Here is a 17,161-nt window from a genome sequence, read left to right on the forward strand (position 1 = left end):
GCTGCAGAGTGTGGCCGAGCCTCAACTCGCCCGCGCCTCCAGCCAGTTTTGCCACTCCGCCTCGCTGCCGTGGAAGACGTTGAGGTCGATCTTGCCGTCGACGCCGTGCGACAGGCCCGAGCCCGAATACTGCCAGAACAGCCACTTGCGGTTCGGGTAGACCTTGGACGGATGCTGGGCCACGGCCCTCAGCCAGAACGGATACTTCTGGAACGCGCCCTGCAGGTTGTCGGCATAAAAGTCCGGGGCGGTGTAGATGATCGGGCGCTGGCCGTAATGCGCCTCGAGCTTGTCCATGAAGACCTGCATCTTTTCGCGCACGCGTTCGGGCGACAGGCGGCGCTTGCAGCTGGATTCGCCGTTGTATTCGACGTCGATCACGGGCGGCAGCGCGCCCGGCTCGCGCGGAACGTTGCGGATGAACCAGTCCGCCTGCTCGCCGGCGGTGCGGCACCAGTAGAAGAAGTGATAGGCACCGCGGCGCATGCCGGCCGCCTTGGCGGCGCGCCAGTTCTTCTTGAACATCGGGTCCAGATGGTCGCCGCCGTCGGTCGCCTTGATGAAGGCGAAGTTGGCCCCTTGAGTACGCAGCTTCGGCCAGTCGATCTCGCCCTGCCAGCGTGAGACATCGACGCCGTGAACGGCCATCTTGCGCGGATTTTTGGCGCGGCCGAAATTGATCGGCTTGGCGTCACGGAAACGGTGACCGTAGATCCGCGAACGGCCCTGTGGCATCGCCTGCGTCACCGGATTGTCCGGCGCGACGAAGGCGACCGGGCGCGCGCCCGGAACGGGCATGGCCAGGGTCGTGGTTGTGGTCGTGGTATTGGCCGCGGGCGCGAACGCTTCGGGTTCCGGAACCGGCCCGGCCCAGGCGAGCATTTCCTGCGGCGGTGCGGATTGGACGCTCTGCGGCGGTGTGACCTCGGCCACCCTTGCGCTGACATTGGCGACGGGTACCGGCGCGGCCGAAAGCACGACCGAACTGGTCGTTTCTCGCGACGGCCGCGGTGCGATCGTGTCCAGGCTCGAACTGGAAGAGCAGCCGGAGACAAGGCCGGCAAAGATGATTGCGGTCGCAGCTGAAAGACGCATGGGCACCCGTACGCAAAACAAGGTCGACGGCAATCGCCGGCCGACAGGTGTGAAATAGCTAACGGAAGCTTACCCAAAAAGTTTGAATCCAATCTTACCAAGCCGACCCAACTTCACGCACTGGAGGTTGCAATCGGGGGGCAGATTGACGCAGGCGCCGGGACGCTCTCAACCAGGGCTATATTCGACGCCGAGGCTCGTTCGTTGCCGCTGGCTGGTCCGATATTCGAGATTGCGGGCAATGGTTTCGTCAAGCGCACCCGAGGCGTCGGTGATCATCGTTGGCGCGAAATGCGAGCGGAAGCCTTCGCCGACCCGAAAGGCCGGCGTGTAGAGCGGTCCAAGCGGCTGCGTCGTCGTGACATAGGTGAGATTGTCGTCGCTGCCTGAACGGGTCGGAAGACCATGGCGATGCATGATAGAGGGCAAGGCGAGGCGCAGGCTGTTGGCCAGCAGATGGATCATCTGCCGGCCCGAAAGCGAGCGACGGTAATTGCGGTAGAAGCCCAGGCAATGGCGCAGGATTTGGGTCCGGTTGCCGTCGAGGCGCGATAGCTTGCGGGCAAACAAGGCGACATCGTCAAGGTTGTCGAGGGGATGGGTCATCAGCGTGAACCCATCCATGTCGCGCAGTTTGGCAGAAGGAAGGAAGCGGCCCTCTGCGGCGCATTCGTCAAACAGGGGTGTGCCCAGCAGCGGGATCGTCAGGCTCAGGAAGGCCGGCAATGGCATTCTGCTTTCGCCGGTGATGAAGGCGAGTTCGTCCTGCATCGCCTGCATCGTCTGCGACGACGGATCGAACATCAGCCCGTACTGGAAGGCGACACCGGCCTTGAGGCACGTCTGAATGGCTTCCAGCTGCGGCACCACCAGGTTCTGTTTCTTCTGGTAGCGCTTCAACTGCGCTTCGTTGAGCGTCTCGACGCCGCTGAAGAGGCCGAGACAGCCGGCCGCGCGCACCGCTTCGAGATTGTCGGGATCGCGAAAGAAATCTCCGGTGACGAGCGCAATCCAACCCTGAAACTGTCCCTCTTTCCAAAACGAGCGGATCAGGTCGAGCTTGGCATGGAAGGCGTCCTTGCTGTTGCCGTAGAAGTTGTTGTCGATGAACAGCACGTATTTCTTGGCCGGGACATTGCGCAATTGCGCTTCGATATAGCCGAGGTCGTAGCTGTGATAGCGCCGGCCTTCGGCGGTGAGCGCACAGAAGCTGCACTTGAAATTGCAGTAACGGCTCGTCTCGACATAGCTGACCGGGCCGCCCCAGCCGGCGAGGTCGAAGCGCGGCAGGATCGTTTCGGAGACGGCCCATTCGCCGAAAACTTCCTTGATAACGGCCTGCATCTCCTCGACGTCACCTTCGCAGGCGTAGTCGAAGGTTTCGGCGCTCGAAACCGGCAGATTGCGGACAACCGGTCCGCCGGCGACGATGACGCAGCCTGGCGATTTCGTGCGGGCATAGGCGGTCAGATGGCGCATCCGGTCGAAGGCGGCGGTGACCCCGGTCAGCACCAGCATGTCCAGTTCCGCGAAGGCCGCCTCGTCGACGAGCGGTCCGTCGTGAAATTCGCTGTAGGCGCGAAGGCTCACGCGATTACGGGCAAAGGCGCCCGCCAGGAACAGGTGGCCGGTTCCCTGCGGGATGAAGTCGGGGCGACCTTCCGGATTTCTGGTCTCGTCGAAATGCGCAAGCACGATTAGGACGCGCGGCACTCGATACTGGTTCACGCATGGCCTCCCTCGAACGCAACAACCTGGACATGGGGCGGAAACTCGGCCTGATCGAGCTGGAGGACCTCGCCCCAGGTGTTTTGCCGAACGGCAAACATTGTCTCCAAGGCCTGCCACGCCGCAGCATCCCTCGGCCCCGCCGGGTGGCGCAACGAGGCGAGCGCCACGGCCGGCATCTCCAATTGTATCGCCTCGGCGAAGGCGTATCGCGCCACCCGCTCGGCGCGTCGTTGCTGGCCGAGATGCAGGTAAAGGGTCGCCTCGCCGAGTGCTGCCGTTGGACGGCCGATCGGATAGACGCGTGCGAACCGCTCGAGCTTTCGCAGGACAAGCTGCGCCGCTGCCGGGTCGCCGCCCTCCGTGTCGCTCGCGACGTCGAACAGCCGGGCAAGCGCCGGCAGGGTTCGCGTCTTCATCGCCGGGTTGAGCGTCTGGCACCAGGAGAATGCCCGTTCGAACCATGCCTTTGCTTCGCCCGCGTCACCCTGCCGCCGGGCGGCTTCCACCAGAAGCGATGCTCCCTCGATGCAGTGCACGAGTTCCAGTCCGTCGGCCTTTGCGGTGATGATCTGCCTGAGTTCATCGAGATCGGCGTCGATGGCGGCCCATCGGCCCAGCGCCGCATGGCCCCTGAGGCGGCCGAGCAGGCCGCAGCCAAGCACCTGGGTGTCGCCGCGCCTGCGGCCCTCTTCGCAGATGCGCTGAACCAGGATTTCCCATGGTGCAATGCCTTCGAAAGCGGAGGTCAGTAGCCAGGGGCCGGAAATCGTCTCAAGGCCAACGGCCACTTCGCACCAGCGTCTCAAATCACCGACGGTCGAGGCGTTGTTGAGGCCGGCCTCGAACGCCCGCTTGCCTTCGCGCCAATGGCCTATGCCGATTTGGTACATGCCCGACAAAAGGTCGACGCGCACGCGCGTTCCCAGTTGATCCACGCGCTCCGAAAGGGCGGCGGCCAATCGGCTGTAGTGCTCGGCCTGTTTGTGAAGCGGGATGACGCCGCATATGGCGCCGAGGCTCGCGTAATTGGTGGCGGTCGTCGGCGAGACATATTTGTTTCTTTCGGCAAGGTTCGTCGCCCGAAGCGTCGCATGGATCAGCCGCAGCTTCTCGCTGGTGAAGTAGTAGATCCGCGTCAGGTCTTCATGCGCTTTTGCCGCAAGCAGGAACGGATCGGATGGCGACCGCGAGATCTCGCGCTCGAGGATCCAGTCCTTGTCTCCATGGGTCACACGACGCCACACCTGTTCGGCAAGATCGAGAACGAGATGCAGCGCGAGGCCGGCCGAGGTGCGCGGAAGCGGCAGGCCGGAAAGCCGTAGGCCCTCCTCATAGGCATGCCTTGCAGCTTCGGCGCGGCCGAGATTGAGACTGGCCTCCCCAAGCAGGAAACAGGCGGCCGCCCGCCGGGCAGGCGTGATCGTGATCGAGAGCTCGCGCGCGGTCTTGAAAAAGCGCTCGATCAGGTCGACGACAGCGGCATTGTCGAACTGGCGCAGACGCAGCTCGGCGACACGATCCAGGTAGTTGAATGCCAGCGCTGCATCGCCGGCGCGCTCCCAATGGCTCAATATGCGCGGCAGATTTTCCGCATTGTCGGGCTGCCCGCTCTCTTCCATCGCCTGGGCGATGGCGCGATGTGCCTCACGGCGCTGTTCCGACAGCATGCTGTCGTAAATGGCCTGGCGGATGACGGCGTGGCTGAATGTGAAACGGCCCGGACGGTCGTCCATGGGTTTGATCAGATGGGCCGCCTGCAGCCGCTCGATGCTTGCCTCGATGTCCAAGGCGGACTTCCTGATCGGTGAAAGCGCCTGGAGTTCGGCGATGGAAAAGGTCGCGCCCATGGCGCTTGCGATCTTCAGGAGAGCCTGGAGCTCAGCCGGGAGCTGGTCGGTTCGGGCGATCACGGTGACCTTGGCCGTATTGAGCAAGGTCGCTTCGTTCGAACGGGCTTCGGCGAGCGACAGGGGGACCTGGGTTTCCGCAGCCTTCGGCAATCGCCGTTCGCCGATCATCCGGCAGATTTCGCGTATGAGCAGCGGGTTTCCCGCCGACTGTGCATAGACCGCTTCGCAAAAGCCATCTGCCGGGGAGTTGCTGCCGATCGACGCGCGCACCAGTGAAATCGTGCCCTCGAAATCGAGCGGCAAGAGATCAAGTGTCTGCGCACCATTGTAATGTTGTCCGGTCCACCGCGTCAGGTCCTGTTGCGTCCTGGCCGTGCGGGTTGACACAACGACCGGGATCGGCGCCGTTCCGGAAACCAATCGGCCGAGCAGCTGACCGGATGCCTCGTCCAGCCAGTGGACGTCCTCAAGCACCACAAGGCCGCGCCCCCAGGAAAGGCTGTCGGCCATCAGGTCGCGCAGCAATTCACGCAGCCGGTGCGACCGCCCGTCGCCTGACATCGCCCGGGTCTCGACCGTGTCGGTCAAGGTGAGGTTGATGGCATCGTTCAGCAACGGCGCTAGATGTGCGAGTTCCGGTCGGTGGGCGAAGAACTGCATCACCTGATCCGAGGCTTCGGCGCCGCGCAGGTCGCCGATACCAAGCAGGTCGCGGATCACTCCGCGCCAGGCAAAATAGGGCACGTCGCTTTCGATATCGTCGGCATTGCCGACCAGAACCTGGCTTCCATGGTCACGGCAGGTTTCGACGAAGGAACGAAGCAGCGCCGATTTGCCGACGCCGGAATCACCCTTGACGATCATCACGCCGGTGGCCTGTCCTCTGCCTGCGCGCTCCACATACGCGTTGAGTGCTGCAAGTTCGGCCGCCCGGTTGAAGAGAACGGGGGACTTGGTGTCGATGGTCGCGACGGTCTCGGCAATTGGCGCGAAGGCGACCACGCCGCCGCGCATGCCGGGCACGGCAAGTGTCCAGGGACCGGAAAAAGCAATCTGGCCGGCAGTCTCCTTCGCCGTTGCCTGGTCGACGAGAATGCGGCCTGCGGCAACGCTCGCCAGCCGGGAGGCCATGTTCACGGCGGCTCCAACGACAGTGTAGTCGGCACGATGGATCGTGCCGAGCGCGCCGCAGAAACTCTCGCCGGTCGAGATGCCGGCCGACAGGCCGAGATCCGGCTCGTCGAGTTCGTTCGACAGGCGAAGGGCGGCGATGATCGCCCGGCGCGCATTGTCGGCATGTTTTTTGCCGGGCAGGCCGAAAACGGCGAAGACTTCGAGCCCACCGGAATGGAGCGCTGTGTGCAGGATCTCTCCACCGGTGCGGCCGACGACGGCAATCGATCGTGCTACGAGCTTGTTCAACCGATCGAGATCCGTATCGAGATCGCGCCCGACGATATGCACGAAAAGCGCGGTCACGATCCTGAGGTCTGCGAGCCATTGTGAAAGCGGTGAGAGCAGGCGGCTGCGCAGCGAAAGCGGTAGATAGGCTTCAAGCCGGTCGGTTGCGGAGCCCGGCTGAGTGCGGGGCGCTTCCTTCGTGGTCGAGCAGGGCTCGATGCTTTCGAGGCGTGTGGTCCCTTCCCGGTTCAGCCCGCCCTTGGCGCGCCTGCCGATCAGCTGCCACGCGGCATCGGACACGAGAATTTCTCCGGCGTCGCTCAGTTGGCCGCCATGATCGGCCTGGGCCAGGCAGTCGCCTGCGACGATCAGCCAACGCTGGTCCGCGCGCGGCAGCAGATGCAGCAGCGTAATGGCGCCGGCACCGACGGCGATGCGCAGTTGAAGCGCGTCTTCGGGATTGCCCGGCCCGCCGATTTGCTCGCGGATACGTTCTGCACAATAACAGCTGCGCCAGGCCGTCTGTTCGAGCTCATCCGGGGATGGTGCCCGCCAGCCGGCAATCAGGCTGTCGCCGGCGAAACTCAAGACCGTGCCGCCATGCTCCTCGATATGGTTGATGAGCTCGCCCATGAAGGCGTTCAGAAGCAGGCTGACGCGTTCGGCGCCGGCAGCGCGGTCGCTTTCGGACCATTTGGCGGTCAAACGCGTAAAGCCGGAAATGTCGGCGAAAAGCAGCGAGCCGAGAAAGTCTTCCCGAGCGGGGGCAGCCGATTCCGTTGCTGCCGGGGAGGACCATTGGACCAGGGCTCCGGACAGGTAACGTTGGAACTCATATTTGCCGGCGCCACCAACCACGCAAAATTCTCCCCAAGATTTTAGAGTAACACGCCTCCTGTCTGACTGAAAGTCGACTCACGCTGATCTACGGGACCCCAGTAACGGCAAGTAAATATCTGTTTCGCGCGGCTTTCGGACGGAGTAATGTTTGCCCGATTGTTCGAGGGGGTCTCGCAACAGGAGGGGACAATGGAGGTCGACTGGGCTGGTCCGGTTGCCGCCTTGACGCGCCGCGATGTCTTGCGGCTGGTTTCGGCGGGCGTGCTTGCAAATGTGCTTTCCGGATGCCGGCATCTGCCTTTGCCCGGCGCCTGCAGTCTCAGTCATCCGATCATCGACGTCCATTGCCATTTCTTCAACGCGGCGGATGTGCCGGTGGATGGCCTGGTTCGCTACGTGGCGCTGCGGGAGAAGATGCCGGAGAAAAGGCTCTCCGCGAACGCTGAGGAGGCGAAGGGGCTGGAAAATGCCCTGGTGGTCTTTCTCGTGACAGCGCTTGGCGATGTCGCGCCCAAAGCCAAACATGAACTTGCTGTTTTAAAAAAAGGCGCGCGGCGCCTTTCCGACGCCGAGCTCGCGCGGCGCAAGGACGAGCAATTGCGCGTCGCGGTAAGGGATCTGATCGCGCGCGCAGGCGAGCAACGATCGACGTTTTCGAGGCGCAGTCTTGGCGAATCCCCTGACTATGACGGTTTGCTGCGCCAGCTCGGCGGAACTCCCGATCTGCCCCAGACATTCCAGCGGCGTTCGGGCGGCGGCGTGAGTGAAGCGGATGTCGATACCGTCGCCACCGCCGCAAAGGCGCACGACCAGATCGGAACCTATCTTTCCTTTGTCCGGCTGATGCAGGACTACCGGGGAAACCTGGCGGAAGCCTATGTCGAGATCTTCGCTTCCAAATGTCGGCTCTCTCTGATCACGCCGAGCATCCTGGACTTCGATAAATCGCTTCACGGGACATCATCGCCACAGCGCGACCAGATCGACGTCATGGACGAGGTCCAGCAGATCGTCACCAGGAAGCACGGCATCCGCATGCACAGCTTCGTCGGCTTCGATCCGCATCGGGAAGCGCAAAGGCCGGGTTCATCGCTGGCAAACGTCCAGTACGCGATCATGGAAAAGGGCTTCATCGGTGTCAAAATCTACCCGCCGATGGGCTTCAAGGCATGGGGCAATGCGGATCCGGCGATCGATGGCGCGCTGAAGCGGCTCTACGCCTGGTGTCGCGACAACGATGTGCCGATCATGGCCCATGCGGAAAACAGCATCGGGGCCGGCTGCGGCTACGGCAATCTTGCAAGCCCCGCCTATTGGAAGAAGCTGCTCGACACGAACCAGTACGATAAGCTGCGGATCAATCTCGCGCATTTCGGCGCCTTCGACGAAATCCTGCGCCCGGGGGCGCCGACAGGCGTGATGGTCTCCTGTGCCCAGGACAAGTTTTCCGGGCCGCCGACCTGGGAAGAGATCATCGGCAGGACGATCGATCACGAGCGTCGCCCGAACCTGTTTGCGGATCTGAGCTATCTCAGCGAACTGGTCAGCAGCGACGACAAGAATCTTCACACGAAGATCCGGCAGCTGTTGGACGAATGGCTTGATGATTACGACCCGGACGCCCGCCATCTCATGTTCGGCACCGACTGGTCGATGATGGCGCTGGAGAAGGACTACAACGCCTATGTTTCGAGAATAGTCGAGCAACTGACGCTCGCCAGCGTCAGCGACGAGCACCAGCAGAATATCCTCTGGAGGAACGCTTCCCGCTTTCTCGGTCTCGACCGGCCCGGCAAAACGCGCGACCGGCTTACCGCCTATTGCGACAACCACGGCCTGGGTTCGGCCTGGCTTTCAGAACTGGCGATTGCCTGAGGCAGAGCCACGGCGTCAGGTGATCCCGCTGTTTTCCTCGATCAGCGCCACGGCGCCGTGCGTGCAATCCACTCCCGCGTCCGCCCCTCTGGATCGGCATTCAGCGTGATATCGGTGACGACCGCGGCGCTGTCGGCGCCATGCTCGAAGACGCCGGCAATCCGGTCGATATTGAGGCCGCCGATCGCAACGAGCGGCAGCGGCGTGACGCGCTCCCGCCAGGCGGAGAGGCGCGGCAGCCCCTGCGGATCCCATTTCATCTGCTTCAGGATCGTCGGATAGATCGGTCCGAGCGCGACATAGTCGGGCTTGGCGGCAAGCGCCGTCTCCAGCTCCCTCTCGTCGTGGGTGCTGAGGCCGAGCTTCAGGCCGGAAGCGCGGATTGCGGCAAGATCCGCATCCGCGAGATCCTCCTGGCCGAGATGGACGAAATCGCAGCCCTCGTCGATTGCGAGGCGCCAGTAATCGTTGACGACGAGCTGGCACCCATGACGGTCACAGATCGCCTTGGCCGCGCGGATCTCATCGCGAAGCTCTGCTTCCGGACGGTCCTTGACGCGAAGCTGCACCAGTTTCACGCCGAGCGGCACCAGCCGCCCGATCCATTGGGCACTATCGACGATGAGGTAGAAGGGGTCGAGTTTCACGCGAACACCGCCTTTCCGATGACGGGCGTGGAGGGAACGGCAAAATCGCGCGGTTCGAGCATGCCCGCCTCGAAGGCATCGCGTCCGGCGTCGATTGCCCGGGCGAAGGCGGAGGCCATGAGGGCCGGTTTCGTTGCCCCGGCGACGGCGGTGTTGAGCAGAACCGCGTCGAAGCCGAGTTCCATCACTGTCGTTGCGTGTGAGGGCCGGCCGATGCCGGCATCGACGATCAGCGGCATATCCGGAAAATGGGCCCGCATGGCGCGCAGCGCCGGGATGTTCTGTGGCCCCATGGCGCTGCCGATCGGCGCGCACCAGGGCATCAGCACCTTGCATCCGGCCTCGACGAGGTGCTCGCCGACCACGAGGTCGTCGGTCGTGTAGGGGAAGACCTCGAAGCCTTCGGCGCAAAGGATGCGTGCTGCTTCGACCAGCCCGAAGACATCGGGCTGAAGCGTATCCTGATGGCCGATGACTTCGAGCTTGATCCAGTTGGTGCCGAAGACCTCGCGCGCCATCTTGGCGGTCAGCACCGCCTCCGACACCGAGTGGCAGCCGGCGGTGTTGGGCAGCACGTGCACGCCGAGCGACCGGATCAGGTCGAAGAAAGCGCCGCCCTGACGGCCGCCGGCGGTTTCGCGGCGCAGCGAAACCGTGACAATCTCGGTCGCCGACGAACGAACCGCGTCTTCGAGCGCGGCAGGCGAGGGGTAGCGGGCGGTGCCCAGAAGCAGGCGGGAACGCAGTTCCTGTCCATAAAGCGTCAGCATGTCTCAGCCTCCTTTCATCGGCGAGAGAATTTCGATCCGGTCGCGATCGCTGAGGGAACGGGCCGAGCGGTCGGCCCGGTGCACCAGCTCGCCATTGACGGCGGTGGCAAGCCAATCCCCTTCGAAGTCGAGTGCGGCCAGGAGTTCGGCAAGGGTCGTGACTGTGAGGTCGTGATCCTCGCCGTTGACGGTCAATTTCATGCGGCGTCTCCCTTCAGGTTCTGGGCAAGGGCAAGGTTCGCCGCTTCCTCGGCTAAGGCCGGTGAAAGCAGGAAGCCGTGGCGATAGAGCCCGTTGAGCGTGATGGTGTTTCCGGCGCGCATGACGCGCGGCAGATTGTCGGCAAAGGCCGGCCGGACGCCGGTGCCGGTTTCGAGAAGGCGCGCCTCGCCGAAGGCGGGGTGAAGCGCATAGGCAGCGTTCAGCAATTCCATCAGCGAACGGGCGGCAATCGGACCGCCGTCGTCGGTTTCGATCATGGTCGCGCCGCACATGAACAGACCATTGCCGCGCGGTACGATGTAGAGCGGGATGCGCGGGTGGATGAGGCGGACTGGCCGCGACAATTCCACTTCGCCGGTCTGCAGATAGAGCATCTCGCCGCGCACGCCGCGCAGGCCGGCGATGGGGCCGATCCGCGAAGCGCCGCTACAGTCGGCGATCAGATCGCTGTCGCTGCTATTATCCGCCTCGCCGATGAAGGCGACGCCGTTCTCGACGAGCTTTTGCCGCAGCAAGACAAGCGCCCGGCGCGGGTCGAGATGCGCCTCGCCGGGGAAGAACAACGCCTCTCGGAAGCGACCGGCAAGCGCCGGCTCCAGTCTCGCGATCGCTTCTCCGTCGAGCCATTCGAAGCCGGACGTGCGCGAAGCGAAGCGTTTGAGTTCGCCGACGTCTCGCGGCGGAGCGACGACGAGGGTGCCGTTGCGTGACACTTCGCCCGGAAGCGCACGGTCCCACCAGTCGATGGCGCCGATGCCGCGCGTCAGCACCGTTTCCTCGGCGCTCTCGCGTTCGCACCAGGGCGCCAGCATGCCGCCGGCAAACCACGACGCCGCCCCGCCGAAGTCCGGCTGCCGCTCGGCAACGGCCACCTCGACGCCACGGCCGATCAGCTCATGTGCCAAGGTCAGCCCGACGACGCCGGCGCCTTTGATCAGGACGCGCATGGTCAATGCGCCCAGCTACGGCGAGCCGAACGTCGGTCTGAAGGAAGCAGAATCGCGATGAAGATACGCATTGCCGAGGCTCCATTGTTGGAGACCCAGTTCGGACCGGAAGAGAGGGAAGGACGCCTTGCCGAGATCTGCTCGCGCGAACGCGAATGCGGCAGCGATGTCTGCACCGTCCCTACGCCAGTATGAACTGGATCAGGTTCAACGGGTCACTGCGCCGCGGAAGTCGCCTAGCAGAATCTCAGCCCCTTGTCGGGACACCCCTGGTGAATGCTTCAAACTGAGCGGCTGGAGCGGATTTTGTCAAGGGCTGCCGGCGTGTACCTCGCGTGCGGTTCTTCGGCTGAAAATTATCTATAAAAATTGAAAAGGCATGTGTTTTTGCGGCTCGGTGGTGTCGGTAGCGGGCATCGGTCGGGAGATCTGCGGATGGTGCGAGGCGCAAGGTCCGCAAATCTGGGCATTTGGCGGCTGCTCTCATTGCCATCAGCTGACGCCACCAAGGTGGAGATTTGCGGCATTTGCCCTTCCTGCCGCATCCGTTGAATCATATAAAAGCACGCTATGATTGAAGTGGTAGAGTGCGCTCTCCTTCTGGGTGGTTGCTTGATGGCGTGCCCGTGAAAATTATAGATAATAATGGATTCTATCTATTTTGCTTAGCCGCAAACAGGGGAGTGAACGAACATGCTGGATACAAACAGATCGACCGAGCCGACCTCCGGAGCCACCAAACCCGCCAAAACCGGTTGGAATCTGGCCGACGCGCAAAAAATCTATAATTTGCCGTTCAACGACCTTCTGTATCGTGCGCAGTCCGTTCACCGCGCCCAGTTCGACCCCAATGCCATCCAGATGAGCCGCCTGCTCTCGATCAAGACCGGCGGCTGTGCCGAAGACTGCGGCTATTGCAGCCAGTCGGCGCACTACCCGACGGGGCTGAAAGCGTCGAAACTGATGGAAGTCGAACAGGTCCTTGCAGAGGCACGGAAAGCGAGGGATGGCGGCGCGACGCGCTATTGCATGGGCGCCGCCTGGCGCAGCCCGAAGGAGCGCGACATGGAGGCGATCGTCGCCATGGTCCGCGGCGTCCGGTCGCTCGGCATAGAGACCTGCATGACGCTTGGCATGCTGACGCCGGAACAATCCGGGCGGCTCGCAGATGCCGGGCTCGATTACTACAACCACAATGTCGATACGTCGGAGCGCTTCTACGGCGAGATCATCACCACCCGCAGCTTTGCCGACCGGCTGGAAACGTTGGCAAACGTCCGCGAGGCCGGCATCAAGGTCTGCGCCGGCGGCATTCTCGGCATGGGCGAGACGGCTGACGATCGGATCTCGATGCTGGTGACGCTCGCCAATCTGCCGGTGCCCCCCGAAAGCGTGCCGATCAACATGCTGATTCCGATCCCAGGCTCGAAGCTTGCCGATGCGGCGCCCGTCGATCCGATCGATTTCGTCCGCACCATCGCACTCGCCCGCATACTCATGCCCGCGTCTCACGTCCGCCTTTCAGCCGGCCGCACCGACATGAGCGACGAGATGCAGGCACTCTGTTTCTTCGCCGGCGCCAATTCGATCTTCGTCGGCGAAACGCTGCTGACCGCCGACAACCCCGGCGAGGATCACGATGCGGCACTCTTCCGCCGCCTCGGGCTGAAGCCGATGGCGCCTACGGCAGAACCGGAAGCGGCCGAATGACCGCGGGCTTGCTCCACCGCTACGAGAAGACGCTTCACGGCCTTGAACGCAAGGAGCGCCGCCGCGAACTCGCCTCCGGCAGTGGGGTCGACTTCACCTCGAACGACTATCTGGCGCTTGCCGGTTCGCCGCGTCTCAAGGCGGCGATCATCGCGGCGATCGAGCGCGGCCTGCCGGTCGGGTGCGGTGGCTCGCGGCTGTTGCGCGGCAACCATGCGGAACATGAGGCGCTGGAGGCGGAGGCGGCCGCCTTCTTTGGCGTGGAGCGAACGCTGTTCTTCGGCAGCGGTTATGCGGCCAATGCCGCCTTGTTTTCGACGCTGCCGCAGCGCGACGACATCATCGTCCACGATAGCCTGATCCATGCGAGTGCCCATGAGGGTATCGCCGCAAGCAGGGCCGGCGCGGTCGCGGTCAAGCACAACGACGTCGACGCCTTCGCCGATGCGATCGGCACTTGGCGAAAGCGCGGCGGCATGGGACATCCGTGGATTGCCGTTGAAAGCCTCTATTCCATGGATGGCGACCGGGCGCCGCTTGCGGATCTCGCTGCACTGGCCGCGCGGCATGATGGTTTTCTGGTGGTCGACGAAGCGCATGCGACCGGCGTTTTCGGACCCGACGGCCGTGGTCTGGCCGCGGAATTGGAAGGCCGACGGAATCTCGTTGTGCTCCATACCTGCGGCAAGGCGCTCGGCGTTTCCGGCGCCCTCGTTGGCGCAAACGCCGTGCTTTGCGACTATCTTGTCAACCGTGCCCGCAATTTCATCTATTCCACGGCGCCATCGCCGCTGATCGCTGCCGCCGTGCGCGAGGCTCTTTTGACACTGGTGGATGAGCCGCAGCGCCGGGCAGCGTTCGATGATCTCCGGACCTTCGCCAATCGGGCGCTTGCCGAAACCCTCGGCGTCGAAGGCAGCGGCTCGCAGATCCAGCCCGTCCTGATCGGCGACAACGGTCGCGCCGTGCGGATTGCGGCGCGGATGCGCGCCGAGGGTTTTGATATCAGGGCGATCCGTCCACCGACTGTTCCCGAAGGGACGGCGCGGCTTCGGATCGCGATCACGCTGAATGTCGACCGGCCGATGATCACGCGCATGCTGCAGGGCTTGAAGGTCGCAACGACGGAGGAGCGGTCATGATGCGCCGTTTCGTCGTTACCGGCACGGATACCGGCATCGGCAAGACGATATTCTCCGCGGCGCTGACCGACGCGCTTTCCGGTTGCTACTGGAAACCGGTGCAGTCGGGACTCGATGAAGAAACCGACAGCGAGGCTGTAGCGCGGCTCGGTCGGATCCCGCCCGACTGCATCCTGCCTGAGACCTATCGGCTGAGGACACCGGCTTCGCCACATCTGTCGGCGCGGATCGATGGTGTGTCGATCCGGCCTGAACATCTCTTGCCGCCCAAGGTCGACCGCCCGCTCGTCATCGAGGGGGCAGGCGGGCTTCTGGTGCCTCTCACCGAGCGGAGCGTATTTGCCGATGTGTTCGCGCGCTGGCAAATCCCGGTCATTCTCTGCGCCCGCACGGGGCTCGGCACGATCAATCACACGCTGCTGTCGCTCGAGGCGCTCCGGCGCCGTGCGATCCCGGTCCTGGGTGTCGCCTTCATCGGCGAGGAGCAGGCGGATAGCGAAGCGATCATCGCGGAACTGGGGGAGGTTCGACGGCTTGGGCGGCTGCAGCGGCTCGACCCGTTGACGCCGGAACGGCTGCGGCAGGCGTTTCGCGAGAATTTCAACGTCGACGATTTGCTGGAGGTGCCGGCATGAGAAATTCCACCGTCTGGTATCCCTTCACCCAGCATGCATCGGAGCCGGCGATGCGACGCGTCGTCCGGACCGAGGGCGCCTATCTCATCGACGAAAACGGGGCGGCGATCCTCGATGCGATTTCGTCCTGGTGGGTCATCACCCACGGCCACCGGCATCCCGCCATCATGGAAGCGATCCGCATGGCCACGGAGACTCATGATCAGATCATCTTCGCTGAATACACCCACGCGCCGGCGGAAGACCTGGCGAGAGGGCTGATCGAGATCGCGCCACCCGGGCTCGCCCATGTGTTCTACTCCGACAGCGGCTCGACCGCGGTCGAAGTCGCGCTGAAGATGGCACTTGGTTTCTTCCACAATCTCGGCCGGCCGCGAAACCGTATCTGCGTGCTCGAACATGGCTATCATGGCGATACGATCGGCACGATGTCGGCGGGGGAAAGGGGCGTCTTCAATGCGCCTTACGCGCCGTTGCTCTTCGCCGTCGATCGGCTACCGTTTCCGGAGCCGGATCAAGAGCAGACGACGCTCGATGCCTTCGAGGCGGCCTGTGCCACCGGCGAGGTTGCGGCCCTGTTAATCGAACCACTGCTCCTCGGTGCGGGCGGTATGAAAACCTACGAGCCTTCCGTGCTTGCCGAGTTGAAACGGATCGCCGAACGGCACGGCAGCCTGTTGATCGCCGACGAGGTGATGACCGGGTGGGGAAGGACGGGCAGGCTGTTTGCCTGCGAGCAGGCTGGCATCACGCCCGATATTCTTTGCACCTCGAAGGGACTGACCGGTGGCGCGCTGCCCTTGGCGGCGACACTCTGCACGGCCGAGATCTTCGAGGCGCATCTCTCGACAGATCGACGCAAGACGTTCTTCCATTCGAGTTCCTATACGGCCAATCCTATCGCCTGCGCGGCAGCGCTCGCCAATCTCGCCGTCTGGAAAAAAGAGCCTGTGCGAGAACGGATCGACGCGTTGACGGAGCAGCAGCGTCGGCATGTCGCTCGCTTCGCCGACGATCCCCGGTTCAGCGATACCCGCCAGCTCGGAACGATTGCCGCGCTGGATCTCAAGGTTCCGGCAGGTGGCTATCTCTCCGAGATCGGCCCGCGGCTCAGGGCCTTCTTCCGCGAGCGGCGATTGCTGATCCGCCCGCTCGGCAATGTCATCTATCTGATGCCACCCTATTGCGTGACCGCCGATGAGCTCGACCGGGCCTTTGGAGCGATCGACGAGGCGGCATCGCTTTTCGCGGCAGGGCGGCTGTGAGCGCCGCACGGTCATCTCGCGTTGTCGGTTTCGGCCATGCCGTGCCGGCACGGCGCGTTGCCAATGCCGAGATCGAAACGAAGCTCGGTCTCGATCCCGGCTGGATCGAGCGTCGTACCGGCATTCGCGAGCGGCGTTGGATCGAGGATGGCGAGACATTGACCGGACTTGCCTCGAGCGCCGGCGCGGCGGCGCTCGACGATGCCGGCATGCCGCGGGGCGATGTCGCCCTGACCCTGTTGGCGACCTCCACGCCCGATCATCTCCTGCCGCCTTCCGCACCTTTGCTCGCCCACCGGCTCGGGCTCACCCGTTCCGGCGCGATCGATCTGGCCGGTGCGTGCTCGGGGTTCCTTTATGCTTTGACGCTTGCCGACGGCTTTGTCCGTTCGCAGGGAAAACCGGTATTGGTGGTGGCGGCCAACATTCTGAGCCGACGCATCAATCCGGCGGAAAGAGCAAGCGCCGTTCTCTTTGCTGATGCAGCCGGGGCTGTTGTCGTTGCGCCTTCCGATGATCCGCAGACCGGTTTGCTTGGCGTTGATCTTGCCGCCGACGGCAGCCGCTACGACCTGATCTCAATCGCAGCCGGCGGCAGCAGCCAACCGTTCTCACCGGGCCTGCAGCCCGAGGATTTCCTGATGACGATGCGCGACGGGCGGGAGATGTTCGCCCAGGCGGTGGAGATGATGACAGTCTGTGCCGTCCGCGCAATGGATGCCGCCGGCTGCAATCCCCAAAAGATCAGCCGCTTCGTGCCGCATCAGGCCAATGCCCGGATCTTTGACGCCGTCTGCGATCGCCTTGCCATCGAGCCTGCAAGAACCGTACGGATCATCGCGGACTACGGCAACTCGTCCGCCGCGACGATCCCGCTGTCACTATCGCTGACGCATAAAAATCGGCCGTTCGCTCGCGGGGAGAAGCTGCTGTTGACGGCAGCGGGCGCCGGGCTCACCGGAGGCGCGGTGGTGCTTGGCTTTTAGCCGGTGCGAGACGGGTGCGAAAATCGCGCGCAATTTTCGCGCCTC

At 63.6% G+C, this 17,161-nt stretch carries 13 protein-coding genes and 1 riboswitch; of the genes, 6 read left to right on the top strand and 7 right to left on the bottom strand.

Translation table 11 applies throughout. The features are described from left to right. Window positions 1-21 precede the first annotated feature (21 nt). From BLU35_RS27000 to BLU35_RS27010, 3 genes are all read right to left on the bottom strand, one after another. Window positions 22-1,095 carry a glycoside hydrolase family 25 protein gene (locus BLU35_RS27000; protein ID WP_093235249.1) on the bottom strand — a complete coding sequence of 358 codons (1,074 nt, stop codon included), beginning with the start codon at window positions 1,093-1,095 and terminating at the stop codon, window positions 22-24. 168 nt (window positions 1,096-1,263) lie between these two features. After that, window positions 1,264-2,823, bottom strand: a complete 1,560-nt coding sequence (locus tag BLU35_RS27005; RefSeq protein WP_093235250.1) for a B12-binding domain-containing radical SAM protein — start codon at window positions 2,821-2,823, stop codon at window positions 1,264-1,266. Beyond that, window positions 2,820-6,935 carry an AAA family ATPase gene (locus BLU35_RS27010; RefSeq protein WP_093235251.1) on the bottom strand — a complete coding sequence of 1,372 codons (4,116 nt, stop codon included), beginning with the start codon at window positions 6,933-6,935 and terminating at the stop codon, window positions 2,820-2,822. Before BLU35_RS27010 ends, BLU35_RS27005 begins: the two co-directional genes overlap by 4 nt. A 171-nt stretch (window positions 6,936-7,106) precedes the next feature. Between BLU35_RS27010 and BLU35_RS27015 the strand changes: the two genes are divergently transcribed. Beyond that, window positions 7,107-8,792 (top strand): amidohydrolase family protein, encoded by a 1,686-nt coding sequence (locus BLU35_RS27015; RefSeq protein WP_176907460.1) that lies wholly within the window; start codon window positions 7,107-7,109, stop codon window positions 8,790-8,792. A 41-nt stretch (window positions 8,793-8,833) separates the two neighbouring features. Here BLU35_RS27015 and BLU35_RS27020 read toward each other — a convergent pair whose 3' ends face one another. Genes BLU35_RS27020 through thiO form a run of 4 tightly spaced genes read right to left on the bottom strand, consistent with a single transcriptional unit; the run spans window position 8,834 to window position 11,378 of the window. Continuing rightward, entirely contained in the window at window positions 8,834-9,439 is a 606-nt protein-coding gene (locus BLU35_RS27020; RefSeq protein ID WP_093235253.1) for a thiamine phosphate synthase, read from the bottom strand. Continuing rightward, window positions 9,436-10,209, bottom strand: coding sequence for a thiazole synthase (locus BLU35_RS27025; protein ID WP_093235254.1), 774 nt, complete (start codon window positions 10,207-10,209; stop codon window positions 9,436-9,438). The genes BLU35_RS27020 and BLU35_RS27025 overlap by 4 nt, the downstream gene beginning before the upstream one ends. Before the next feature lie 3 nt (window positions 10,210-10,212). Then, the gene (gene thiS, locus BLU35_RS27030) at window positions 10,213-10,410 is read right to left on the bottom strand and encodes a sulfur carrier protein ThiS (RefSeq protein WP_093235255.1); all 198 of its coding nucleotides are present in this window, start codon (window positions 10,408-10,410) and stop codon (window positions 10,213-10,215) included. Continuing rightward, a complete protein-coding gene (gene thiO, locus BLU35_RS27035; RefSeq protein WP_093235256.1) occupies window positions 10,407-11,378 on the bottom strand; it encodes a glycine oxidase ThiO in 972 nt (323 codons plus the stop codon). Before thiO ends, thiS begins: the two co-directional genes overlap by 4 nt. A 160-nt stretch (window positions 11,379-11,538) precedes the next feature. Next, a riboswitch (TPP riboswitch) is annotated at window positions 11,539-11,659 on the bottom strand. A gap of 412 nt (window positions 11,660-12,071) precedes the next feature. Between thiO and bioB the strand changes: the two genes are divergently transcribed. Genes bioB through bioZ form a run of 5 tightly spaced genes read left to right on the top strand, consistent with a single transcriptional unit; the run spans window position 12,072 to window position 17,116 of the window. Beyond that, window positions 12,072-13,088, top strand: coding sequence for a biotin synthase BioB (bioB, locus tag BLU35_RS27040; RefSeq protein ID WP_093235257.1), 1,017 nt, complete (start codon window positions 12,072-12,074; stop codon window positions 13,086-13,088). After that, window positions 13,085-14,230, top strand: coding sequence for an 8-amino-7-oxononanoate synthase (locus tag BLU35_RS27045; RefSeq protein WP_093235258.1), 1,146 nt, complete (start codon window positions 13,085-13,087; stop codon window positions 14,228-14,230). The genes bioB and BLU35_RS27045 overlap by 4 nt, the downstream gene beginning before the upstream one ends. Further along, a complete protein-coding gene (gene bioD, locus BLU35_RS27050) occupies window positions 14,227-14,865 on the top strand; it encodes a dethiobiotin synthase (protein WP_093235259.1) in 639 nt (212 codons plus the stop codon). Before BLU35_RS27045 ends, bioD begins: the two co-directional genes overlap by 4 nt. After that, a complete protein-coding gene (locus BLU35_RS27055) occupies window positions 14,862-16,130 on the top strand; it encodes an adenosylmethionine--8-amino-7-oxononanoate transaminase (RefSeq protein ID WP_093235260.1) in 1,269 nt (422 codons plus the stop codon). The genes bioD and BLU35_RS27055 overlap by 4 nt, the downstream gene beginning before the upstream one ends. Continuing rightward, window positions 16,127-17,116, top strand: a complete 990-nt coding sequence (bioZ, locus tag BLU35_RS27060) for a 3-oxopimeloyl-[acyl-carrier-protein] synthase BioZ (protein WP_093235261.1) — start codon at window positions 16,127-16,129, stop codon at window positions 17,114-17,116. The genes BLU35_RS27055 and bioZ overlap by 4 nt, the downstream gene beginning before the upstream one ends. Window positions 17,117-17,161: the final 45 nt, after the last annotated feature.

Source organism: Sinorhizobium sp. NFACC03, from assembly GCF_900103435.1.
Lineage (GTDB): Bacteria > Pseudomonadota > Alphaproteobacteria > Rhizobiales > Rhizobiaceae > Ensifer.